Origin of the sequence: Amycolatopsis halotolerans (assembly GCF_042647905.1) — a bacterium.
Taxonomy (GTDB): domain Bacteria; phylum Actinomycetota; class Actinomycetes; order Mycobacteriales; family Pseudonocardiaceae; genus Amycolatopsis; species Amycolatopsis halotolerans.
The window spans coordinates 20,235-38,066 of sequence record NZ_JBHRWI010000020.1 but is presented as its reverse complement, the minus strand read 5'-3'; the positions used below and the strand labels follow the sequence as shown (position 1 = coordinate 38,066).

Annotated in this window: 14 protein-coding genes; 8 read left to right on the top strand and 6 right to left on the bottom strand. The window is 66.9% G+C overall.

All coding sequences use genetic code 11. The features are described 5' to 3' along the window. Positions 1-45: 45 nt before the first annotated feature. Positions 46-945, top strand: coding sequence for a glycosyl hydrolase family 18 protein (locus ACFORO_RS15165; protein WP_377868055.1), 900 nt, complete (start codon positions 46-48; stop codon positions 943-945). Here the strand turns inward: ACFORO_RS15165 and ACFORO_RS15160 are convergent. Next, positions 935-2,812, bottom strand: a complete 1,878-nt coding sequence (locus ACFORO_RS15160) for an FAD/NAD(P)-binding protein (RefSeq protein ID WP_377868056.1) — start codon at positions 2,810-2,812, stop codon at positions 935-937. The two genes, ACFORO_RS15165 and ACFORO_RS15160, sit on opposite strands and share 11 nt — an antisense overlap. Before the next feature lie 317 nt (positions 2,813-3,129). Between ACFORO_RS15160 and ACFORO_RS15155 the strand changes: the two genes are divergently transcribed. The 3 genes from ACFORO_RS15155 to ACFORO_RS15145 all read left to right on the top strand — a co-directional run bounded on the left by ACFORO_RS15155 (position 3,130) and on the right by ACFORO_RS15145 (position 6,680). Then, positions 3,130-4,389, top strand: a complete 1,260-nt coding sequence (locus ACFORO_RS15155) for an MFS transporter (protein WP_377868057.1) — start codon at positions 3,130-3,132, stop codon at positions 4,387-4,389. 323 nt (positions 4,390-4,712) lie between these two features. Continuing rightward, complete coding sequence (locus ACFORO_RS15150; protein WP_377868058.1) at positions 4,713-5,897, top strand: sensor domain-containing diguanylate cyclase; 1,185 nt, start codon at positions 4,713-4,715, stop codon at positions 5,895-5,897. A gap of 276 nt (positions 5,898-6,173) precedes the next feature. After that, the gene (locus tag ACFORO_RS15145) at positions 6,174-6,680 is read left to right on the top strand and encodes a GNAT family N-acetyltransferase (protein ID WP_377868059.1); all 507 of its coding nucleotides are present in this window, start codon (positions 6,174-6,176) and stop codon (positions 6,678-6,680) included. Here the strand turns inward: ACFORO_RS15145 and ACFORO_RS15140 are convergent. Both ACFORO_RS15140 and ACFORO_RS15135 read right to left on the bottom strand, forming a co-directional pair. Next, positions 6,661-7,554: a helix-turn-helix domain-containing protein gene (locus ACFORO_RS15140; protein ID WP_354740825.1), complete on the bottom strand. Its 894-nt coding sequence runs from the start codon at positions 7,552-7,554 to the stop codon at positions 6,661-6,663. The two genes, ACFORO_RS15145 and ACFORO_RS15140, sit on opposite strands and share 20 nt — an antisense overlap. Before the next feature lie 108 nt (positions 7,555-7,662). Then, on the bottom strand, positions 7,663-8,073 hold the full coding sequence (locus tag ACFORO_RS15135) for a DUF3151 domain-containing protein (RefSeq protein WP_354740823.1): 411 nt from the start codon (positions 8,071-8,073) through the stop codon (positions 7,663-7,665). A gap of 233 nt (positions 8,074-8,306) precedes the next feature. On the opposite strand from ACFORO_RS15135, the gene ACFORO_RS15130 reads away from it, so the two are divergent. Continuing rightward, positions 8,307-9,476 (top strand): hypothetical protein, encoded by a 1,170-nt coding sequence (locus tag ACFORO_RS15130; RefSeq protein ID WP_377868060.1) that lies wholly within the window; start codon positions 8,307-8,309, stop codon positions 9,474-9,476. A 7-nt stretch (positions 9,477-9,483) separates the two neighbouring features. Then, positions 9,484-11,394 (top strand): UvrD-helicase domain-containing protein, encoded by a 1,911-nt coding sequence (locus tag ACFORO_RS15125; RefSeq protein ID WP_377868061.1) that lies wholly within the window; start codon positions 9,484-9,486, stop codon positions 11,392-11,394. Here the strand turns inward: ACFORO_RS15125 and ACFORO_RS15120 are convergent. After that, on the bottom strand, positions 11,391-13,142 hold the full coding sequence (locus ACFORO_RS15120) for a hypothetical protein (protein ID WP_377868062.1): 1,752 nt from the start codon (positions 13,140-13,142) through the stop codon (positions 11,391-11,393). The genes ACFORO_RS15125 and ACFORO_RS15120 overlap by 4 nt on opposite strands. Before the next feature lie 200 nt (positions 13,143-13,342). Here ACFORO_RS15120 and ACFORO_RS15115 point away from each other — a divergent pair, with 200 nt between their 5' ends. Further along, positions 13,343-14,764: an alpha-L-fucosidase gene (locus ACFORO_RS15115; RefSeq protein ID WP_377868063.1), complete on the top strand. Its 1,422-nt coding sequence runs from the start codon at positions 13,343-13,345 to the stop codon at positions 14,762-14,764. A 150-nt stretch (positions 14,765-14,914) separates the two neighbouring features. Then, positions 14,915-16,144: an ATP-binding protein gene (locus tag ACFORO_RS15110; RefSeq protein WP_377868064.1), complete on the top strand. Its 1,230-nt coding sequence runs from the start codon at positions 14,915-14,917 to the stop codon at positions 16,142-16,144. Between the two features lie 278 nt (positions 16,145-16,422). Here ACFORO_RS15110 and ACFORO_RS15105 read toward each other — a convergent pair whose 3' ends face one another. Together ACFORO_RS15105 and ACFORO_RS15100 are read right to left on the bottom strand one after the other, a co-directional pair. Further along, entirely contained in the window at positions 16,423-17,079 is a 657-nt protein-coding gene (locus ACFORO_RS15105; RefSeq protein ID WP_377868065.1) for an MBL fold metallo-hydrolase, read from the bottom strand. A gap of 66 nt (positions 17,080-17,145) precedes the next feature. Further along, on the bottom strand, positions 17,146-17,739 hold the full coding sequence (locus tag ACFORO_RS15100; RefSeq protein WP_377868066.1) for a hypothetical protein: 594 nt from the start codon (positions 17,737-17,739) through the stop codon (positions 17,146-17,148). Positions 17,740-17,832: the final 93 nt, after the last annotated feature.

The following is a 17,832-nucleotide window of genomic DNA, read 5'->3' as shown; positions in this document are numbered from 1 at the left end:
GATCAGCCCTACCGCGGGCGCCGCCGCCGTCCTATGGTCCGAACCATGAGGAAGATCACGGCGGCGGTGCTGGCGGTGTTCCTGGTGCTCTGCGGAGCGGTCCCGGCGACGGCGGCGACCGGACGCAGAGTCGTTGTCTACTACCAAACCACGCACCAAAACGGCTCGTACATCTCCCCGTTGGGGCTCACCGACCACGACGCCGGCGTCACCGACGTGATCGTCGGAGCCGTGCACCTCAACGACGGCGGAACGATGACGCTCAACGACGATCCGCCCTCAGACGGCAAGTTCACGCAGATGTGGGCCGATCTCGCCACGATGCAAAGCAAAGGCGTGCACACACTCGCTTTCGTCGGCGGCGCGGCGAAGGGCAGCTTCCAACGCCTGGAACAGGACTTCGACACTTACTATCCGTTGCTGCGCAACCTGATCCGCGACCATTCGCTGTCCGGCATCGACCTCGACGTCGAGGAGCAGATGTCGAACGACGCGCTGAACCGGGTGATCGACGCGCTGCGGGGCGACTTCGGCCCGGACTTCCTGATCACTCTCGCGCCGGTCGCGACCGAACTCAGCGGCGGTGGCGGCCTTTCCGGCCTCGACTACGACCGGCTCTATCGCGAGCGCGGCGACCAGATTTCCTGGTTCAACGCCCAGTTCTACTGCGGCTGGGGCTCGCTGGCGGACACCTCGGGCTACGACCAGATCATCGGCCACGGCGTCGTGCCGGCGAGCAAAGTCGTCGCGGGAACGGTCACGAATCCGGCCAACTGCAACGGTTACGTCGACATGCCGACGCTGAAGAACACCGTCGGCAGCCTCGTCCGGAAGTACTCCGACTTCGGCGGCATCGACGGCTGGGAGTACTTCAACTCGCTGCCCGGCGACACCGCCGCGCCGTGGGAGTGGGCGCAGCAGATCGCGCCGACGGTCAAGGGTTAGCCAGCCGCAGGATTTCCCTTGCCAGTGCGTCGTTCTGCCGGAACGAAATCGCATTCGTGCGTGGCCGAGTGAAAGCGCCCGCCGATCGGACGCTCGTGTGCGGACCCACCGCAAACCGCCGAGGATGCGCCGCACCGTCCACAGTGACCAGTCGGAAGTCGTTGAGCGTCGTGGCAATCCGGCCAGAAGGCAACGTCGCGCCGTCGACATCCGGCACGGTTTCCTCGGCCAGCGCACCAGTCTCTCGCAGGCTGCGCAGCAGCGGGTCGGACACTCGCGGGACGCTGGCGTTCGGCAATCGCGCCTCGATCAACGTGCGCGCAGCGACGGTATCCGGGTGACTGGTGCTCGACGCGACGAACGCACCGGCCGTCTCGTCAGCGGCGATCGAGATGTCCGCGCCAAGGAACGACACGACGCCAGCATCCTCCAGCGCGAGCAGCTCGTCGAGCCGACGCGGCGGCGGACCGCTTGCGTAGTAAGAGAAAAACCCGTGGAACCAGCCGTCCATATCGGACACTTGGGACGCGGCGGTCAGCCGTCCGGTCGCGAGCAGCGCGGGCAGTTGACCGATCACCGACAGCAGCGCCATGAACGCGCCGAGGTCCGCACTGTGGTGCACGTCCGCCCGTCGGGCAAGGTCGGACTCGACGTATTTCCGCACCGCCTTCCCGAATTCTTCGCCGGAATCGAAGCGACGGCCAGCGAACGGGCGGTCCAACCGCTCCAGGTCGAGCCGATCTTCCAGCGCCGGCACCGCAGCCGTGATCAGAGCGTCCATTTCGGACGTTCCCCACGGCAGATCGGCGAATTTGTCCGCGAAGACCGCGAAATCCGTGCGCACTCGGTCCGGGTGCCCGGTGAACAGTTCGACGTAATACGCCCAGGCGAGTTCCTTCGCGATGAGCGGCCATACGTCCGCGCGGAAGTCGAGCGGGCCGGGCAGGCCGGCAATGGCGCGCTTGTCAAAGAATCTGGGCAGCTGCAACGGTTTCCCGCGCAGCCGGTAGCCAGTTTTCGCGTGATACGGCACTCCGCGCCGAGAACCGACGTGCAGCACCGGCTCGGCACCGCTCGGGTGGTAACGCAGACCGCCGCACGTCAGCTCCTCGAACCGGCCGCCGCGACCTTCCGTCAGCAACAGCATCAGGTCCACGAACGCGAGCCCGAAACCGCGCACTAGCACCGGTTCCCCGGCGGGCACCGCGGAATAGTCGACGTCCGCGGTGTAGCCAGCGGGATAGTAGGCCAGCCCGTGGTGCTCGGCGAACGCCTCCAGTTCGCGTTCCCGGGAATCGGGGACCGCGTCGAGATGGCCGACCGTCAGCACCACGGCATCGGCGGTCACGGCCGTGCCGTCGGAAAGCCGCACGGTCTCGTCGTCGTCGATGCTCTCCGCCGTGGCGAGGTGCTCGATCACGGTGATCCCGGGCGGCAATTCGGCCACGACCTTGCGGTAGAACCACTCCAGGTACCGGCTCTGCAGCCGCCTGGTCGGGAAGTCCGTGGAGGCAAGCGAATCGAACTCGGCTCGGACGTCGTCCGGCACCGGATACGCGAGGGCGCCCGCGCGCACCTGCCGCACCCACTCGATCAGCGACGGACCCGGCCGCACCGGGCCGTCGATCCGGACGGTGTCGTCGGTGAAGACGGTGACGTCCTCGGGCATCGAGTTCATCCGCAGCAGCGGCGACTGCTCGTACCGCCACACGCGGCCGGGGCCGGGCGGGAACGGGTCGATGAGGTGGACTTCGGCTTGCCGGTCGCCGAGCAGTTCGGCGGCGTTCGCGGACAGCCGTTCGAGGACGCCGACCCCGCGAGGTCCGGCGCCCACGATGGCGAGCGTGAACGTCGGGAGAGCGGTCACCCGGGCGAAGCTACGCGGCTGGATGACCGGGCGGCGGCCGTTCCACTCTGCGGACGGTCGACCCGAACGGATGTGGCACAAACCACAAAGAGCGAACCGGTCCCGGAAGAGAGTGCGGAGCGCTATCGTCTGGACACGTGGCGAACTGACCGTGACCTGTCGGATACCGGCGAAAGAACCTAGAGAATCACCAACAGTCACGAGACACTGAGCTTGGCAACTCACTTCGTGTGACCGGCCCGTGACCAGGAGGATCTAGGGTCACCCGTTGGTCACTAGTGCGGCACAGTCCGCACACAGCAGCGGGGAGAACACGCATGACGACAGCACCGCACCGGGTCACGTTCCGCGAGGTGTTCGGAGTCGCCGAGTTCCGCGCGATGTGGTTCGGCGAACTGCTGTCGATCGCCGGTGACCAGCTTGCCCGCGTCGCGTTGTCCGTTCTCGTCTACGCCAACACCGGTTCCGCGACCCTGACCGGCCTCACCTACGCGCTCACGTTCTTCCCGTCGCTGCTGGGCGGCATCTTCCTCACCGGATTCGCCGACCGCTTCCCTCGCCGGGCAGTCATGGTCACCGTCGACGCCACGCGTGCGGCGCTGATTCTGTGCGTTGCCATTCCCGGATTGCCGTTCTGGGCGCTATGCGTACTGGTCGGCTGTGTTTCACTGCTGAATCCGCCGTTCAAGGCGTCTCAGCTGGCGTTGCTGCCGCAGGTGCTCGAAGGCGACCGATTCGTGGTCGGCATGGGCATCCGGAGCATGACGGTGCAGTCCGCGCAGCTGCTCGGTTTCGCCGGCGGTGGCGCGCTCCTGCTCGCGATGGACGCCCGCCTCGCTCTGGTGCTCGACGCGGGCACCTTCGTGCTCTCCGCGCTCTTCCTCCGCTTCGGACTGAAGTCCCGCCCCGCGGCGGCCAGCGGGGAAAAGCGCAAGCCGTTCCTCTCCTCGCTGAGCGCGGGCGGCAAGGTCGCCTTCGCGACCAGCGCGTTGCGGTCCTTGATGGTCTTCACGTGGCTCGCCGGCCTGATGCCGGTGTACGAGGGCATCGCCGCGCCGTACGTCGCTTCCTCGGGCGGCGGGTCCGAAATGATCGGCTTCCTGCTGGCCGCGGACCCGGTGGGCAGCGTGATCTTCACGTTCATCTACACCCGCTGGGTGCCCGCCGGGATCCGGCCGAAGCTGATCGGCCCGATGACCGCGCTCGCCGCGATTCCGCTGCTGCTGTGCTTCCTGCAGCCGGGTCCGATCGTCTCGGTGATCCTGTTCGTGATCTCCGGCGGCTTCGGCACGATCGCGCTGCTGCAGGCGACGGCGTCGCTGACGGTCGCGGTTCCGGACGAGAGCCGGGCGCAGACGATGGGGCTGTCGAACACCGGATTGACCACGACCATGGGCGTGACGCCGTTGATCGGCGGGGTCATCGCGGACCACGTGAGCGCGCAGACGACAGTCGGGATCTTCGGATTGGCCGGGCTGCTCATCACGATTCCCATCGCGATCGCGTGGCAGCGGACCGTTTCCGGGCAGGCCGAAGAGGGGTCTGCGAAGGAAGCCACACGCGCCGAACATGCCTGATTACCCCGACATGCCCCGCGCGTGAGGCTCTGACCTGCGCGACCTTGCGGTGCTGCTACGCGGTCACTGTTCCTTGCTGCGCATCGCTGGTCACCCTTCATCCGGCGTGTTCGGGAAAAATGTACACACCTAAGGCCCTTGTGGACAGGCGGCAAACGGTCTGAAACTGTGAGTAAGGCGAGTGTCACTGGAGATCCGCGCAAGACCCGGGGGGAAGAATGGTCACATTGGGGGAATTTTCTGGTCTGGGGCTGCGCGATGCGGTTTCCCGGTGGTCGCTCTGGTCCCGACCGCGGCAGTGGGTCGCGGTCACGCTGACGAGCATGGCCGTCACGGTGGTGCTCACCGTGGTGAGCACGCTGGTGTTCCCGGTCAGCCTCGGTCAGATCGGGATTCTCGGCATGCTCGCCGGCCTGGCGATCGCGCAGACCGAGGTCACGCGGCAGATCGAGCGGCAGCGCCGGATGTTGAGCCAGGGCCCGCACATCACCGTGACCTCGGTGTGGCTGCTTCCGGCGGCGCTGCTGGTGCCGCCGCAGCTGGTGGCCGCGCTGGGCGTGATCATCTACGTCTACCTGGCGTTCCGCAGCTGGAACGGCACGCGCCCCGGTGAGGCGCACCGCGTCGCGGCCAACGCGACCACGATGATCCTGTCCGGCTTCGGCGCCGCGCTGGCCGGACACCTCGCGGACGGCCACAGCGTCACCACCGTGGTGGCGGGCGCGCTCGGCTATTTCCTGGTCAACACCGCCCTGACCGGCCTTGGTCTGTACCTGACCGACCCGGCGAAGGCGACCGCCGAGTCCTGCCTCGGCACGATGGACGACAACCTGATCGAGCTGGCGACCCTGTGCGTCGGCGGTCTGCTCGTGATGGTGCTGAGTCACGAACCGCTGCTGTCGGTGCTGGTGATCCTGCCGCTGTACGTGCTGCAGCGCTCGATGCTGATCAAGCGGCTCGAGGAACTCGCGACCACGGACCAGAAGACGCAGCTGCTCAACGCCACCACCTGGCAGGACGGTGCGCAGCGCGAGATTTCCCGTGCCGAGCGCGAGAACGGCAGCTTCGGTGCGCTGATGATCGACCTCGACCACTTCAAACGGATCAACGACACTTATGGCCACCTCGCGGGCGATGACGTGCTCAAAGCCGTTGCCGCAGTGGTGAAACAGGAGACCCGAGCGCACGACCTCGTCGGCCGGTTCGGTGGTGAGGAGTTCGTCGCGCTGCTGCCGTCGACGTCGAAAGAGGACGCGATCGTGACGGCGGAACGGATCCGGCAGCGCATCAGCGAGCTGGTGATTCCCACGCAGACCAACGAGGGCGTGGCGGTCTCGATCGAGAACCGGACCGCGTCGATCGGAGTGGCGGCGTTCCCGCTGGACGGGACAAGCATGGAGGAAGTGATGGCCGCGGCCGACGCCGCGGTGTATGCGGCGAAGAACAGCGGCCGCAACCGGGTCGTCGGCTCGGTCAACCCAGCCCGGGAACTCGCGGCGGTCGCCTAAAGACCTCGGACCCGGCCGGCACCCTCCCCCGGCTGGCCGGGTCCATTCCTTCGCGACGCCAGCAGCACAGGACGGCTCAGTCCAGCTCGCCGCAGAGGAGCTTCCTGGCTGCTGCCTGGCTCGAGGTGATCACCTCGCGTTCCATCGCTTTGGCGACCAAGGCATCGCACACGGCTCCATCGTGACTCCGTCCGCTGCTCCCAGATGTCCCGCTGTGCGCGAGTTCTCCAAGCAACTATGCCAAGAGAGCCATCCACGAAGTCCGGAAATTCGGAAGTGACTCCTGTGCCGGTCACCGGGATCCGCCCAGCCCGCGCCGACGAACTCCCCGTCGTCGCCGCGTTGCGCTGGCGGTGGGTCGCGGACCAAGACGGCCTGCCGCACCAGGACCGAGCCGAATTCATCCGCGAGTTCTCCGCCTGGACCCAAGCGCACGCCGACACCCATCGCTGCCTCGTCGCAGTCCGGGACGAGCAAGTGCTCGGGATGGCGTTCCTCGCCCTCACCCCCAGAGTGCCGACGCCGCACGACTTTTCGCGGATCTGCGGCGACGTGCAATGCGTGTACGTCGTGCCGGAAGCACGCGACAGCGGCGTCGGCGGGCTGCTGATCGAGGCGACCCTGCGGCTGGCCGCGGAACTCGGGCTGGAGCGGGTGACCGTGCACTCCTCGGATCGCGCGATACCGGCCTATGTGCGGCACGGATTCTCGGTGGCGAAGAACCTGCTCCAAAGCGAACTGCGGATCGCGACCGACGTCCCGGCTAACCGAACGTATTCCTAGGCCCCTCCGCGGTTTTCCCCTTCGCGAGCTCCCGGAACTGCTGTGCGGTGCGCTGCACGAACGCCGCTGATTGGCGGGAGTCCAGGGAGAAATCGCGGATCCGGTCCGCGACCTCGCAGTAGGTGTCGTTCCCCTCGTCGAGGAGGAAGGCCCCCGAGTGCTGGTGCTCGAAGTAGACGATCGGATCGCCGACCTCCACGTGGTACACGCAAAACCGACCGGCCAGTCCCGAATGCCCGCCGCTGCTGGCGGGCACGACGCGGACCGACAGCTTCGCCGACGTCGCCATCAGGTCGGCGAGAAAACGCAGCTGCCGGGCCATCGTCGCAGGCCCGCCGATCGGATTGCGCAACGCCGCCTCGCCCAGCAGCACCTCGCACGGGATCGCGCCGGGGCCGACCACCAGCGGCCTGCGCATCATCCGGATCTCCGCCTGGCGTTCCGCGTCCTTCACCGGCAATCCGTCGGCGAGGAACAACGCCCGCGCGTAATCCGGGATCTGCAGCAGCCCCGGCAGGAGCAGCGGCTGCCATTCGACGACCGACGTCGCGGCGCGTTCGCAGGCGAGCAGCCCGCCGAGGTGGTCCGGGTCGGACTGTTTGCCTCGGGCGACCCAGCCCGGTTCGGCGGTGCCGCGCGCCAGTTGCAGGATCCGCTGTTTCTCCGCACCCACGACGCCGAGCGCGCCGAGGATGCCCGCGACGTCCTCGAGCGCGGGAACCCGTTGTCCCAGCTCCCAGTTCGACACCAGCGCGGGGTTGGTGCCGACTCGCCGGGCGAGTTCGCGCAGTCCGAAACGGGCGTCGACCCTGGCCTCGCGCAGTGCGGTGCCGAGGGTGCGGATCCGGGGGGTGAGCATGGCCGTGCCTCGCATGGCCGTCTTTGTAGGTGTCACCAAATGCGAACACCTCTAGCTGTCACCCGAAGGTGGGCAACGGGCCGGTCACGCCCGGGTTTCCCGGGGCGCGACCGGCGGCCCGCGTCACTTCAGACCGGTCGCCTCGGCCGCGGCCGGGTCGGAGTCGGCGAGGAACGTCTTGCAGCGCTCGTACTCCTCGGACTCGCCGATGCGCTCCGCGGCCAGGCCGAGCACGGCGAGCGCGCGCAGGAAACCCTGGTTCGGCCGGTGCGCCCACGGCACCGGGCCGAAGCCCTTCCAGCCGGCGCGGCGCAACTGGTCGAGGCCGCGGTGGTAGCCGGTGCGGGCGTAGGCGTACGCGGCGACGGTCTCGCCGTCGGCGAGCGCGCGCTCGGCGAGCGTGGCCCAGGCCTCGCTGTAGTCGGGGTGTTCGGCGGCCACGGCGGACGGGTCCGTCCCGGAGTCGAGCGCGGCCTGCGCGTCGGTGTGCTCGGGCAGCAGCGTGGGCTCGGGGCCCAGCAGGTTGTGCGTCATGCCGCCATTGTGCCCACGATGCCCTCGGTCAGAGGAACAGGCTGGTCAGCACGCCTCCGCCGGCCAGCACGAGGGCTGCGATCAGCACGGCGGCGACGGCTCGTTTCGGCATCATGGGCCGACACCCTGCCGTGCCGGGCCGGGCGGGGGCAAGTCCGCCACCCGTAGGGGTGAACCCCGATTTTTGCCCCTTCTCCCGTCGCGTCCTCTTGCGGCAGGGAATGATGGCGCCTATGACGAAGGCGGTTGAAGACGTCGCCGGCCCCGCGGTCCCGCGCGGACCAGTGGGCAAGACCAGGCTTTTCTTCGCGACGCACTGGCACCGCGGCGCACCGGGACAGCCGACTCCGGCGTGGGTGCTGCGGTTCTGTTACGGCATGTGGCTGACCGCGTTCGCGTTCAAGCTGGTCGGGTCGTCGTGGGACATGTCGTGGCACTTCAAGTGGCTGCGCGACGACCTCGCCCCGCCGCACCTGATCAACACCGTCGGCACGGTGATCATCATCGTGCTGGTGGCGATCCACAGCTACACCGGCCTCGGCTGCGACCGGCGCTCGCTGCGGCTCATGCAAGCCGGGCTGATCGTGTTCCTGGTCGCCGCGCCGCTCGACGTGATCAACCACCGCGTGAACGGCCTCGACCTGACCGCGTGGAGCCCGTCGCACCTGATGCTGTACCTCGGCACCGGCATCATGCAGGCGGGCGTCCTGCTCGGCTGGCTGCGGCTGGCCCCGCCGGGTCGCTTCCGCACCGGGGTGCTGCTCGCGCTGTGGACGTTCTTCCTGGAGAACACCTTCTTCCCGAACGGGCAGCAGGAGTACGGCATCCTCGGCCTGCGGGCCTGGGAACGCGGCACGCCCGAGGCGGAGCCGACGCTGCTTTCCTTCGCCGCCAACCAGATCGGCCACCCGGTCGACCGGGCCGCGGTGCTGCACTTCACGATGCCGATCCCGGAGTGGGTGTATCCGCTGTGGGGGATCGGGGTTTCGGCGCTGATCCTGGTGCTGGCGCGCAAGACCGTCGGAAAGCGCTGGGCCGGGCTGACCGTGGCCGGCGCGTATGTGGCGTACCGGTGCGTGATGTGGCCGCTGCTGCTGGCGCTGGGCTTCCCGGTGTCGACGGTTCCGTTCTATCTGCTGGCTGTCGGGCTCGCGGTGGATCTGGCCTTCCTGTTGCCGCGACCCGCGCTGGCAGGAGCGGTTCTGGTGACCGTGCTCGGGTACGGGGCGTTCTGGGTGCAGTCGCAGTTGCGACCTTGGCTGCTCGGGGACTCGCAGACGGAGTCGGCGCCGCCGGTCGCGTATTGGACGGCTTTGGTCGCGGTGGCGGCGTTGTTCGCGCTGTGGGCTGGGGCTGGTCCGGCGAAGGAGTGGTGGGCTTCGCGACGCTCGGTCGCGGCGTAGCGCGGAGGTGGGACTCAGCGCGCACGCCCGGCGCCACGTCCAGCAGCAAGCCACGAAGCTGATCGCGGAGCGGTTCCGGGATCCCTTGCGGCGCAACACGTTGGCCGGGTTGCTGGAGCGGACCGCCGAAGGCTGGCACCTGGCGGTGCGCACCGGGGAGCCGGGGACCGCCGATGCGTTCTTGATCGGGCGCGCCGGGGTGTTCGCAGTTGTTGTCACCGATCCGCCGCCGGACGAAGCGACGATGCGGGCGGTGGCCCGGGACGCGGAAGAACGGTTCGCCGGACTGCCCGGCCCGGGCGGGCAGCGCATCGCCCGGAGCGCGGTGACCCTGGTCGCGATCGGCGGCGCGGGTTCCGCCGGGCCGTTCTGGTCATTGCCCGCGCCCAAACTGGACCAGCTTTTCCGGCGCGACACGGTGCATCTGACCGCTCGGCAAGCTGCCAGGATCGCTTCCGGGCTCGCTGCGCGGTTGCGTGGCTACGAGTGGCTGAAGGTCGCGGCTCCGGAGAAGGCGGCCGGGTCGTTCGAGCTGCTGTCGGCGGAGAGCGTCGCGGACGACCAGCTGCTCGCCGCGGTAGAGCGACCCTTCGAAACGTGGATGACGTTCCTGCATCCCGACCAGGCCGCGCTGGCGTCGCGCAATTACTCCGGCCCGGCGCGGATCAGCGGTCCAGCCGGGACCGGGAAGACGGTGGTCGCGCTGCACCGGATGCGGCACGTCGGCCGCCGGAGCACCGGTCCGCTGCTGTTCACGACGTTCGTGCGCACCCTGCCGCCGGTCAACGAGACCACGTTCCGGCGGCTGGCCCCGGAGCTGGCGGACCGGGCGCAGTTCGTCAGCCTGCACGCGTGGGCGCGGGCGTTCCTCGACGGGCGCGGTATCCAGTTGAACACCAATCCGCGGCTCATCAAGGACGCCTTCGCACGTGCTTGGACGCAGCACCGGGAACCCCTTGAGCGGCTGGGGCCGAACTACGACTACTGGGAGACCGAGGTCCAGCGCATCATCAAGGGCCAGGGCATCGCGACGCTGGAGAAGTACCAGTCCATTCACCGAGCCCGGCGGGGGCTCCGGCTCGATCGCGGGCAGCGTTCGAAGGTCTGGGAGCTGTACGAGACGTACTCGGAAAATCTGGCCGCGAACGGGTTGTCCGACTTCCACGACCTGTTGCATCGGGCGAGCGCCGAACTCGAACGGCGACCGCTCGAAGAGCCGTATGCGTCCGTCGTGGTTGACGAAGCGCAGGACATGACGCTGACCGGCCTGCGGCTGTTGCGCACGATCGCCGGCGACGGGCCGAATCAGCTGCTGCTCGTCGGCGACGGACAGCAGCAGGTTTATCCGGGCGGTTGGCGGCTGTCCGACGCGGGGATTCCGATCCAGGGCCGCGGCGAGGTGCTCCGAGTCAACTACCGCAACCGCGCGGGCATTCTCGACTTCGCCCGGCGGATCAACGCGGTGGACGATTTGGACGGAGCGGCGGGGGTCGCGCTGCGCGACGCGGATTCGGTCAACGAAGGCGGTGTTGTGCAGTCATGGACCGGTACGCAAGCCGAGCTTCCGGGCGCGTTGACCGCCGCCGTTCGTGAACTGACCATTCCGCACGGCGAGACGGCGCTGATCACCTTCAGCAATGCGGATGCCGAGCTGTGTCGGCGTTTCCTCGAATCGGCCGGGACCCCTACACGCGCGCTCGAACGTTACGTCGGGGAGGCTGAGGATCGGCTGCATGTCGGGACCGTGCACCGCGCGAAGGGGCTCGACTTTCGGGCGGTGCTGGTTGTCCAGTTGCCGCATCCTTCGCCGGAAGACCCTGCGGAGCAAGAGGAACAGCGCGAGTTGCTCAGCCGGCAACGGCTCGTGGCCGCTACGCGGGCGCGGGACTTTCTGTGGTGGGGCGTCGTACCGTCCTAACTGGACAGCAGGCGGCGGTAATAGTCGGTGGCCGGTTTGATGCCGTGATTCGGGTCGGCGTTGTACAGCCCGTCCGGCCCCTTCGGACCGAAACTGTACGGCTGATACAGCGTCGCGCAGGATGGTTCGGTCTTGGCAAGTCGTTGCCAGCCTTGCCATTCCGCGTCGTAGCGCGCCAGGTGGTAGCGCAGGACGGCTTTGTCGTACCCACCGGCGTAACCGCGCAACATCACTTCCCAGCCATGGTGCACGACACGGTGCCAGGATTGGCCGTAGCGCGCGGACACTCGCAGGTACGTCCGATCGGCGTGGTTGCGCAGCGGGATCGTGTCGGACAGCGCGACGATTTCGTCCCACATCCGGGCCGCTTCGGCCTTCTCGGCGAGCACTGGCTCGACCCGGCCCGTTGCGATTATTGCGTCATAATCGCTGGTCAGGTCCTTGTCGGAGCCGCCGAGGAACTGGTCGCGGGTCCACATCAACCTGCCCATCGGGTGCACCACACTGTAATGCCCGCGCAGCACGGCGGCGGCCGAGAGCAGTGCGAGGCGGCGGAAACGGCGGACTTGATCGCCGCGCAAGCCGAGCCGTCTCCTCGCGTATTCATCGAACGCGCCCTCCTCGCCGAGACCGGTGTCGCGGGTCCAGCGGGCGATCACCCAGGTGTTGAGGTCGGACCACAGTTCGTTGTGGAGATACGGCCCGCGCCAACCGCCGCCGCGGGACCAGGTCCAAATTCCAGCGATGATCGGATTGTCGGCTACCTCGGCCAGCCCGATCGGGCCAGTGCGCGGCTGGGCGCGGAATTCTTCGAAACCGTTGACCACGCCGTCGATTACGTAATTCGGGAACGCGCCCTTGCCCTCGTACTCGCGCTGGCATTCCACTTCAATGATCTGCCGATGTTTGCCGACGCCGATGGTACGGTTGAACGGGATGGTCCGCCAGAAGTCTTTCGCAGTGTGCTTGATCGAGAAGACCAGGTTTTCGTGCGTTTCGACCTGGTCGGTCACCTGCCGGTAGAAGTCCGGGTCGCTGGTGAGCTTGTCGCTGCCGGTGGACCAGGTGCGGTAGAAGACTCGCTTGCCGCGCAGGCACATCTCGTCGCGCAGGATGCCGAGCAGCGTCAGGTGGCTTGTGGCGCCGTTGGTGATCGGGTTGTTTCCGGTGTGGAACGGCACGTTCTGCACGTAAGTCTCGCCGGTTCTCACGACAATTCCGTCCAGCCCGGGGAAGCGGGTGCAGATCTCACGCAGCATCAGGCGGTGGATTTGCTGGGTGAGCGGACGGTCGAAGCTGATCCTGCCTTGACTGTCGAGGATTTGATCGCCGTACAGCTCGACCAGCCGTTTCGGCAGTACGATGATGTCAGTGAAGAAATACGCCGCGATACCCGCCGCGTGCGCCCGCGCGATGTGTGCGTCGATCTTTTTCGCCGTATCTTCGACCCAAGCGCGACCCGGCGAGTCCGCGGGGAAAATGCGCTCGTCGAATGTGTCGAAGGTGATCGCGGTCTGCGGCGGGGTGAATTCGTTGATCACCTGACCGTCGTAGCCGTAGCTCTTCAACGTCGCGGGATCGTTGAAGCGACTGGAAAACAGCGGTTCGCCGGGGTTGTTCTGGACCATGTCGAGCAGGAACGGCAACCGTCGCCCGGCAGGTTTCGCGAAGGCTGTCCCGGTGGTGGCCGCGAGAGCCGCGAGGGCGACCCCGCCGCGCAACGCCGTCCGCCGACTGGTTTCTCCCATCACGGCCACCCCCAATAGATCTGATGTATTCATACGACCATAAGAAGGGTTTTCCGTCGAGTCAATCAGCCAACCGTCGCGTTCATGCTTGTGAACAACTGTCTCGACCAGACAGGATGCTTGCCGGTCACTCGACGAGCTGGTACCCCTGAAAGACCGATACATCCGATGACCGCCGACGCAACGGGAGTGGATGCGTCATGGACCAGACAGGAATCAGCCGCCGCAGCATGCTCGCCGCGGCCGGAGCCGCCGGACTGCTCGGACTCACCGCGACACCGGCGCACGCCACCCCCACTGCCACCCCGTGGTACCCCTCCGCCAAATTCGGCATCTTCATCCACTGGGGCGCTTACTCAGCCGCGGCTTGGGGCGACGCCAAACACGCCGCGGAGTGGTACCTGTACGCCATGAACGTCACGGATCCCGCACGCGGGACCGGAACCCGGGACCACCACCTGAAAACCCACGGCGCGGACTTCGCGTACGACCAGTTCATCCCGCGCTTCACCGCCCGCCGCTACAACCCGCACGCTTGGGTGCGCCTGTTCGAACAAGCCGGAGCCCGGTATTTCGTCCTGACTTCCAAACACCACGACGGTTTCCAACTGTTCCGCAACACCGCTTCCGACCGCAATTCCGTCCGCCTAGGCCCAGGCCGCGACCTAGTCGGCGAACTCTTCTCCGCAGCCGCCCGCTCCCACCTCAAACGCGGTCTCTACTACTCCCTGGGCGAGTTCTACAACCCCGCGCTCGGCACCCCACCGAAAAATCCCTACACCGGAACGGAAATTGCCTACACCGGCTACCGCCCAGTCACCGACTACGTAACCCAATACGAACACGCCCACCTGAAAACCCTGATCGACCACTACGACCCCGACCTACTATGGGCAGACGGCCAGGGCTACCACGAATTCGGCGGCGGCCCGATCTTCCGGCCGAAGACGTGGGATTGGCGCAGCGACGAAATCCTGTCCTACTACTACCGGAACGCCGCCGACCGCCCGCACCCGAAGAGCGTCCTGGCGAACGACCGCTTCGAGGCTTCACACGCGGATTTCGCTACTGTGGAAGGGGATAACAAGAAGTACGTCCTGCGCCCGGATCCGTGGGAAGCCTGCCTGAACATCGGAAAGTCCTGGGGTTACAACGAAAACGAGGATCCGGCGAAGATCAAATCCTCCGTACAGCTGATCCGCCTGCTCGCCGAAGTGGTGAGCAAGAACGGAAACCTGCTGCTCAACATCGGCCCCCGCGAGGACGGCACGATCCCGGACTGGATGAGTTCGCGCCTGCTGGACATGGGCCGCTGGCTACGCCTCAACGGCCGCGCGATCTACGATTCGACACCGTGGATTAGAGCAATGGACGGCGACCTCTGCTACACCCGCACGCGCGGCGCGTTCCACCTGATCCCACTGCATTGGCCCGGCGTGCGGCTTCTCGTGCCGGCGGATGTCCCGATCAACGATCGGTCGCGAATCCGCTTGCGGAGAGGGCATTCCCAGCCGTTGTCGTGGACCCGCACGGCGGACGGGATCGTGATCGAGCTGCCCAAGCACCGGACGGATGGCTTCGGGGAGGAGTTCCCCGCGGTGCTCTCGGTGACGGATCGGTAGGCCCTCAACCGCGGGTGCGTCCAGTCGCTCCGCCAGACGTGCCGCGTTCTGCGAGCTACCAGCTCCGCGTTTTGCTGGTTAGAAATTTCGCGTTTTGTCGGCTAGAGTGATTGCGTGATGAGCCTCGTACAGCGCAACGCAGCCCCCCGAGTGACCGAACTGCTTTCGTCGTTCCGTGTCGTGCTGCTCGGCGGGGCGCGGCAGACGGGCAAGACTACGTTGGTACGAGACCTGCTCGACCTGCCAGGCCATGCGTGGTTCAGCTTTGACAACGAGGCCGTCCTGGCTCGGGCAGCGGACGACCCGGTCGGGTTCGTCGAGGCCTTGCCGCGGCCGGCGGCAGTCGACGAGTTCCAGAGAGCGGGACGAGGGTTCCTCCTCGCGGTGAAGCAGGCAGCTGATCAAGACCGCACGCGTGGGCAGTTGCTGCTGACCGGGTCGACCAACTACCTCGCCGATCGGGGCCTGTCGGAGACACTTGCTGGCCGAGCCGGGCGGCTGGTGCTGTGGCCGCTGTCGATGGGCGAACGGCTCGGCGTACGAGAGACCTTTCTGGACTTGCTGTTCGAGCCGGCCAGTTGGCCGGGGAAGACCGGAGCCCTGCCCCGCGCGGACTTGATCCGGACGCTGCTGGAAGGCGGCTATCCCGAGATCGTCACCGAAGGTTTGTCCGGACGACAGCGTCGGAACTGGTTCGAAGCCTACGTTCACGACGTCGTTTCACGGGAGGCGCTTCGCCCTGTCGCCGAGGTCCGGCTGGAGGCTGAACTGCGCCGGCTGTTGCGGCTTCTTGCCGCTCGGACCGGCCAGGAACTCGTCGTCTCGGGCATCGCGGGCGACGCCGAAGTCGGCCGAGAGACAGCGTCGAATTACGTCACTCTGCTCGAAGCCCTTCACTTGGTGACTTTGCTGCCCGCGTGGTCCACGAACATCACCAACAGGGCGAAGCGGCGTCCCAAGGTCGTGGTCGCGGACACCGGGCTCGCGGCTGACCTCTGCGGGCTCGGCGAGCAAACCTTCAGTCCGACAGCAGACGGCACCGCAGCAGGCTCGCTGTTCGAAACCTTCGTCATCACGGAGGTCTTCAAGCAGGCGACGTGGAGCGAGCGAAGCGTCGACCTGTCTTACTTCCGCGACCGTGACGGGGCCGAAGTGGACCTGATCGTGGAAGACCGGCGGACCGGAGAACTCGCAGGCCTGGAGATCAAGCTGACCAGCACGCCGACCGCCCGGCACGCCAAACACTTGATGATGCTGCGGGACAAGCTGGGCGGCCGCTTCACCACCGGGTTGGTCGTTCACAGCGGTTCCCAGACCTTGCCGTTGGGCGACCGTATCTGGGCGGTCCCCGTCTCCGCGCTCTGGCGATCGGACAGTTGACAACGTCGTAGTCATGCGCAGGTGATCACCCAGCGCGAGTTTCGCGACAACTCCGCCGCCGTCGTGGATACAGTCGAGGAGGGGGAGACCGATCACGTCGCCCCGCAATGGTGTCGAGGAAGCAGAGCTGCGGCCGCTTTCGCGCAGGGGCTGAGCGTCCTAAGGCGGGCGTGTTGGGCACCTGCGCATACAGTGAACCGCCTCAGGCCCAGCCGAAACGCCGCACGGAGGCACCCGGCTCCCGAACACCCCTGTTCGTTCTGTGTGACACTCGACGTTCACCAGCCGCGTTCGCGCCACTCGGAGAGTTTCGGGCGTTCGGCGCCCAACGTCGAATCGCCGCCATGCCCCGGGTAGAACCAGGTCTCGTCAGGCAGTTCCCCGAAGATCTTCTCCTCCACGTCCTTAAGCAACGACGCGAAACGGACCGGGTCCTTCTCCGTGTTCCCGATCCCGCCAGGGAAAAGCGAGTCCCCGGTAAAGACATGCGGAATCCCTTCCGGATCCCGGTAAACGAGCGCAATGCTGCCAGGCGAATGCCCGACGAGATGCCGAGCCGTCAACGAGACCTCGCCGACGCGGATGGTGTCGCCGTCGTCCACCGGGACGTCAATGCGGGCCTTGACCCCGTCGATGTCGTCACGGCCGGCGTAGGTTCGGGCGCCGGTGGCCTCGGCGACTTCCTCCAGCGCGATCCAGTGGTCCCAATGCTGGTGTGTCGTCACGATCGACGTGAGACCGTCGTCGCCAGCCAAGGCGAGCAGAGTTTGCGGGTCAGCGGCCGCGTCGATGAGGAGTTGTTCACCGGTGGCACGACAGCGCAGCAGGTACGCGTTGTTGTCGATCGTGCCGACTGAGACTTTCGAGATGATCAGGCCGCTGGTCTCCCGCGCATCAGCGGGGCCGCCGGTGGTCACCACTCCGGTATAGGTCATGGGTTCCTCCCTCGTCACGGTCCACCCAACCGATGAGGTGCGGAAGCGTCAACCAGAGCAGGCGGCTCAGTACGCGCTGTCGTCAGTCCAGTCGGTCTGGGAGAAGTCTTCTTCATCATCGGCTACTGGTCGCGGCCGTAGGCGGGTCTTACGTGGTTGTCCGGGCTCCGCTCCAGCGGCGGGCCCCGCCGGAGGTGAATCGACCTGAGCTACGCCGCCCTCGGTCGTTGGTTCGGCGGGACCCTGTGCTTCGGGGATCGGTGTCCCGTTCGGCCATACGCAGGGCGAGGTGCTAGTGAGGAACAAGCCGCCCTGCGGGTTCGCTTCAAGCGCCATCCGAAAGCTGTCCGCGTTGTTCTCGACCCAGAGGTACTCGTTCGGCGGATTGTTGTCGAGCACGCGGAAGTTGTGGTTCTGCCACCAAGTGCGAAGCGCATCGAAGTACGTGGGGATCTTGTCCTTTGCCAGCCCCTCGACCCGGTAGGTGCGGCTGGCGAGAACCCTGTTCTTGGGACCGTTGTCACTGGGATCGTTGCAATCGCCTCGCTGCTCCGATGCGAACAGCGAGTACCGCGCCTCCGCGGGCAGCGCTTCGCGAGCCTTCTTCGAGTACTCCTCGACCCGCTGGTTGGCCTGCTCGATAGTGATCGTTGGTTGCATTCCGTCTCCTCCCGTACCGCACGCGGTCAGAGACCACGTCAGGACGGCGACTGCCGCCAGATAGATCACAGTGGTGGATTCCCGGCGGCTCTT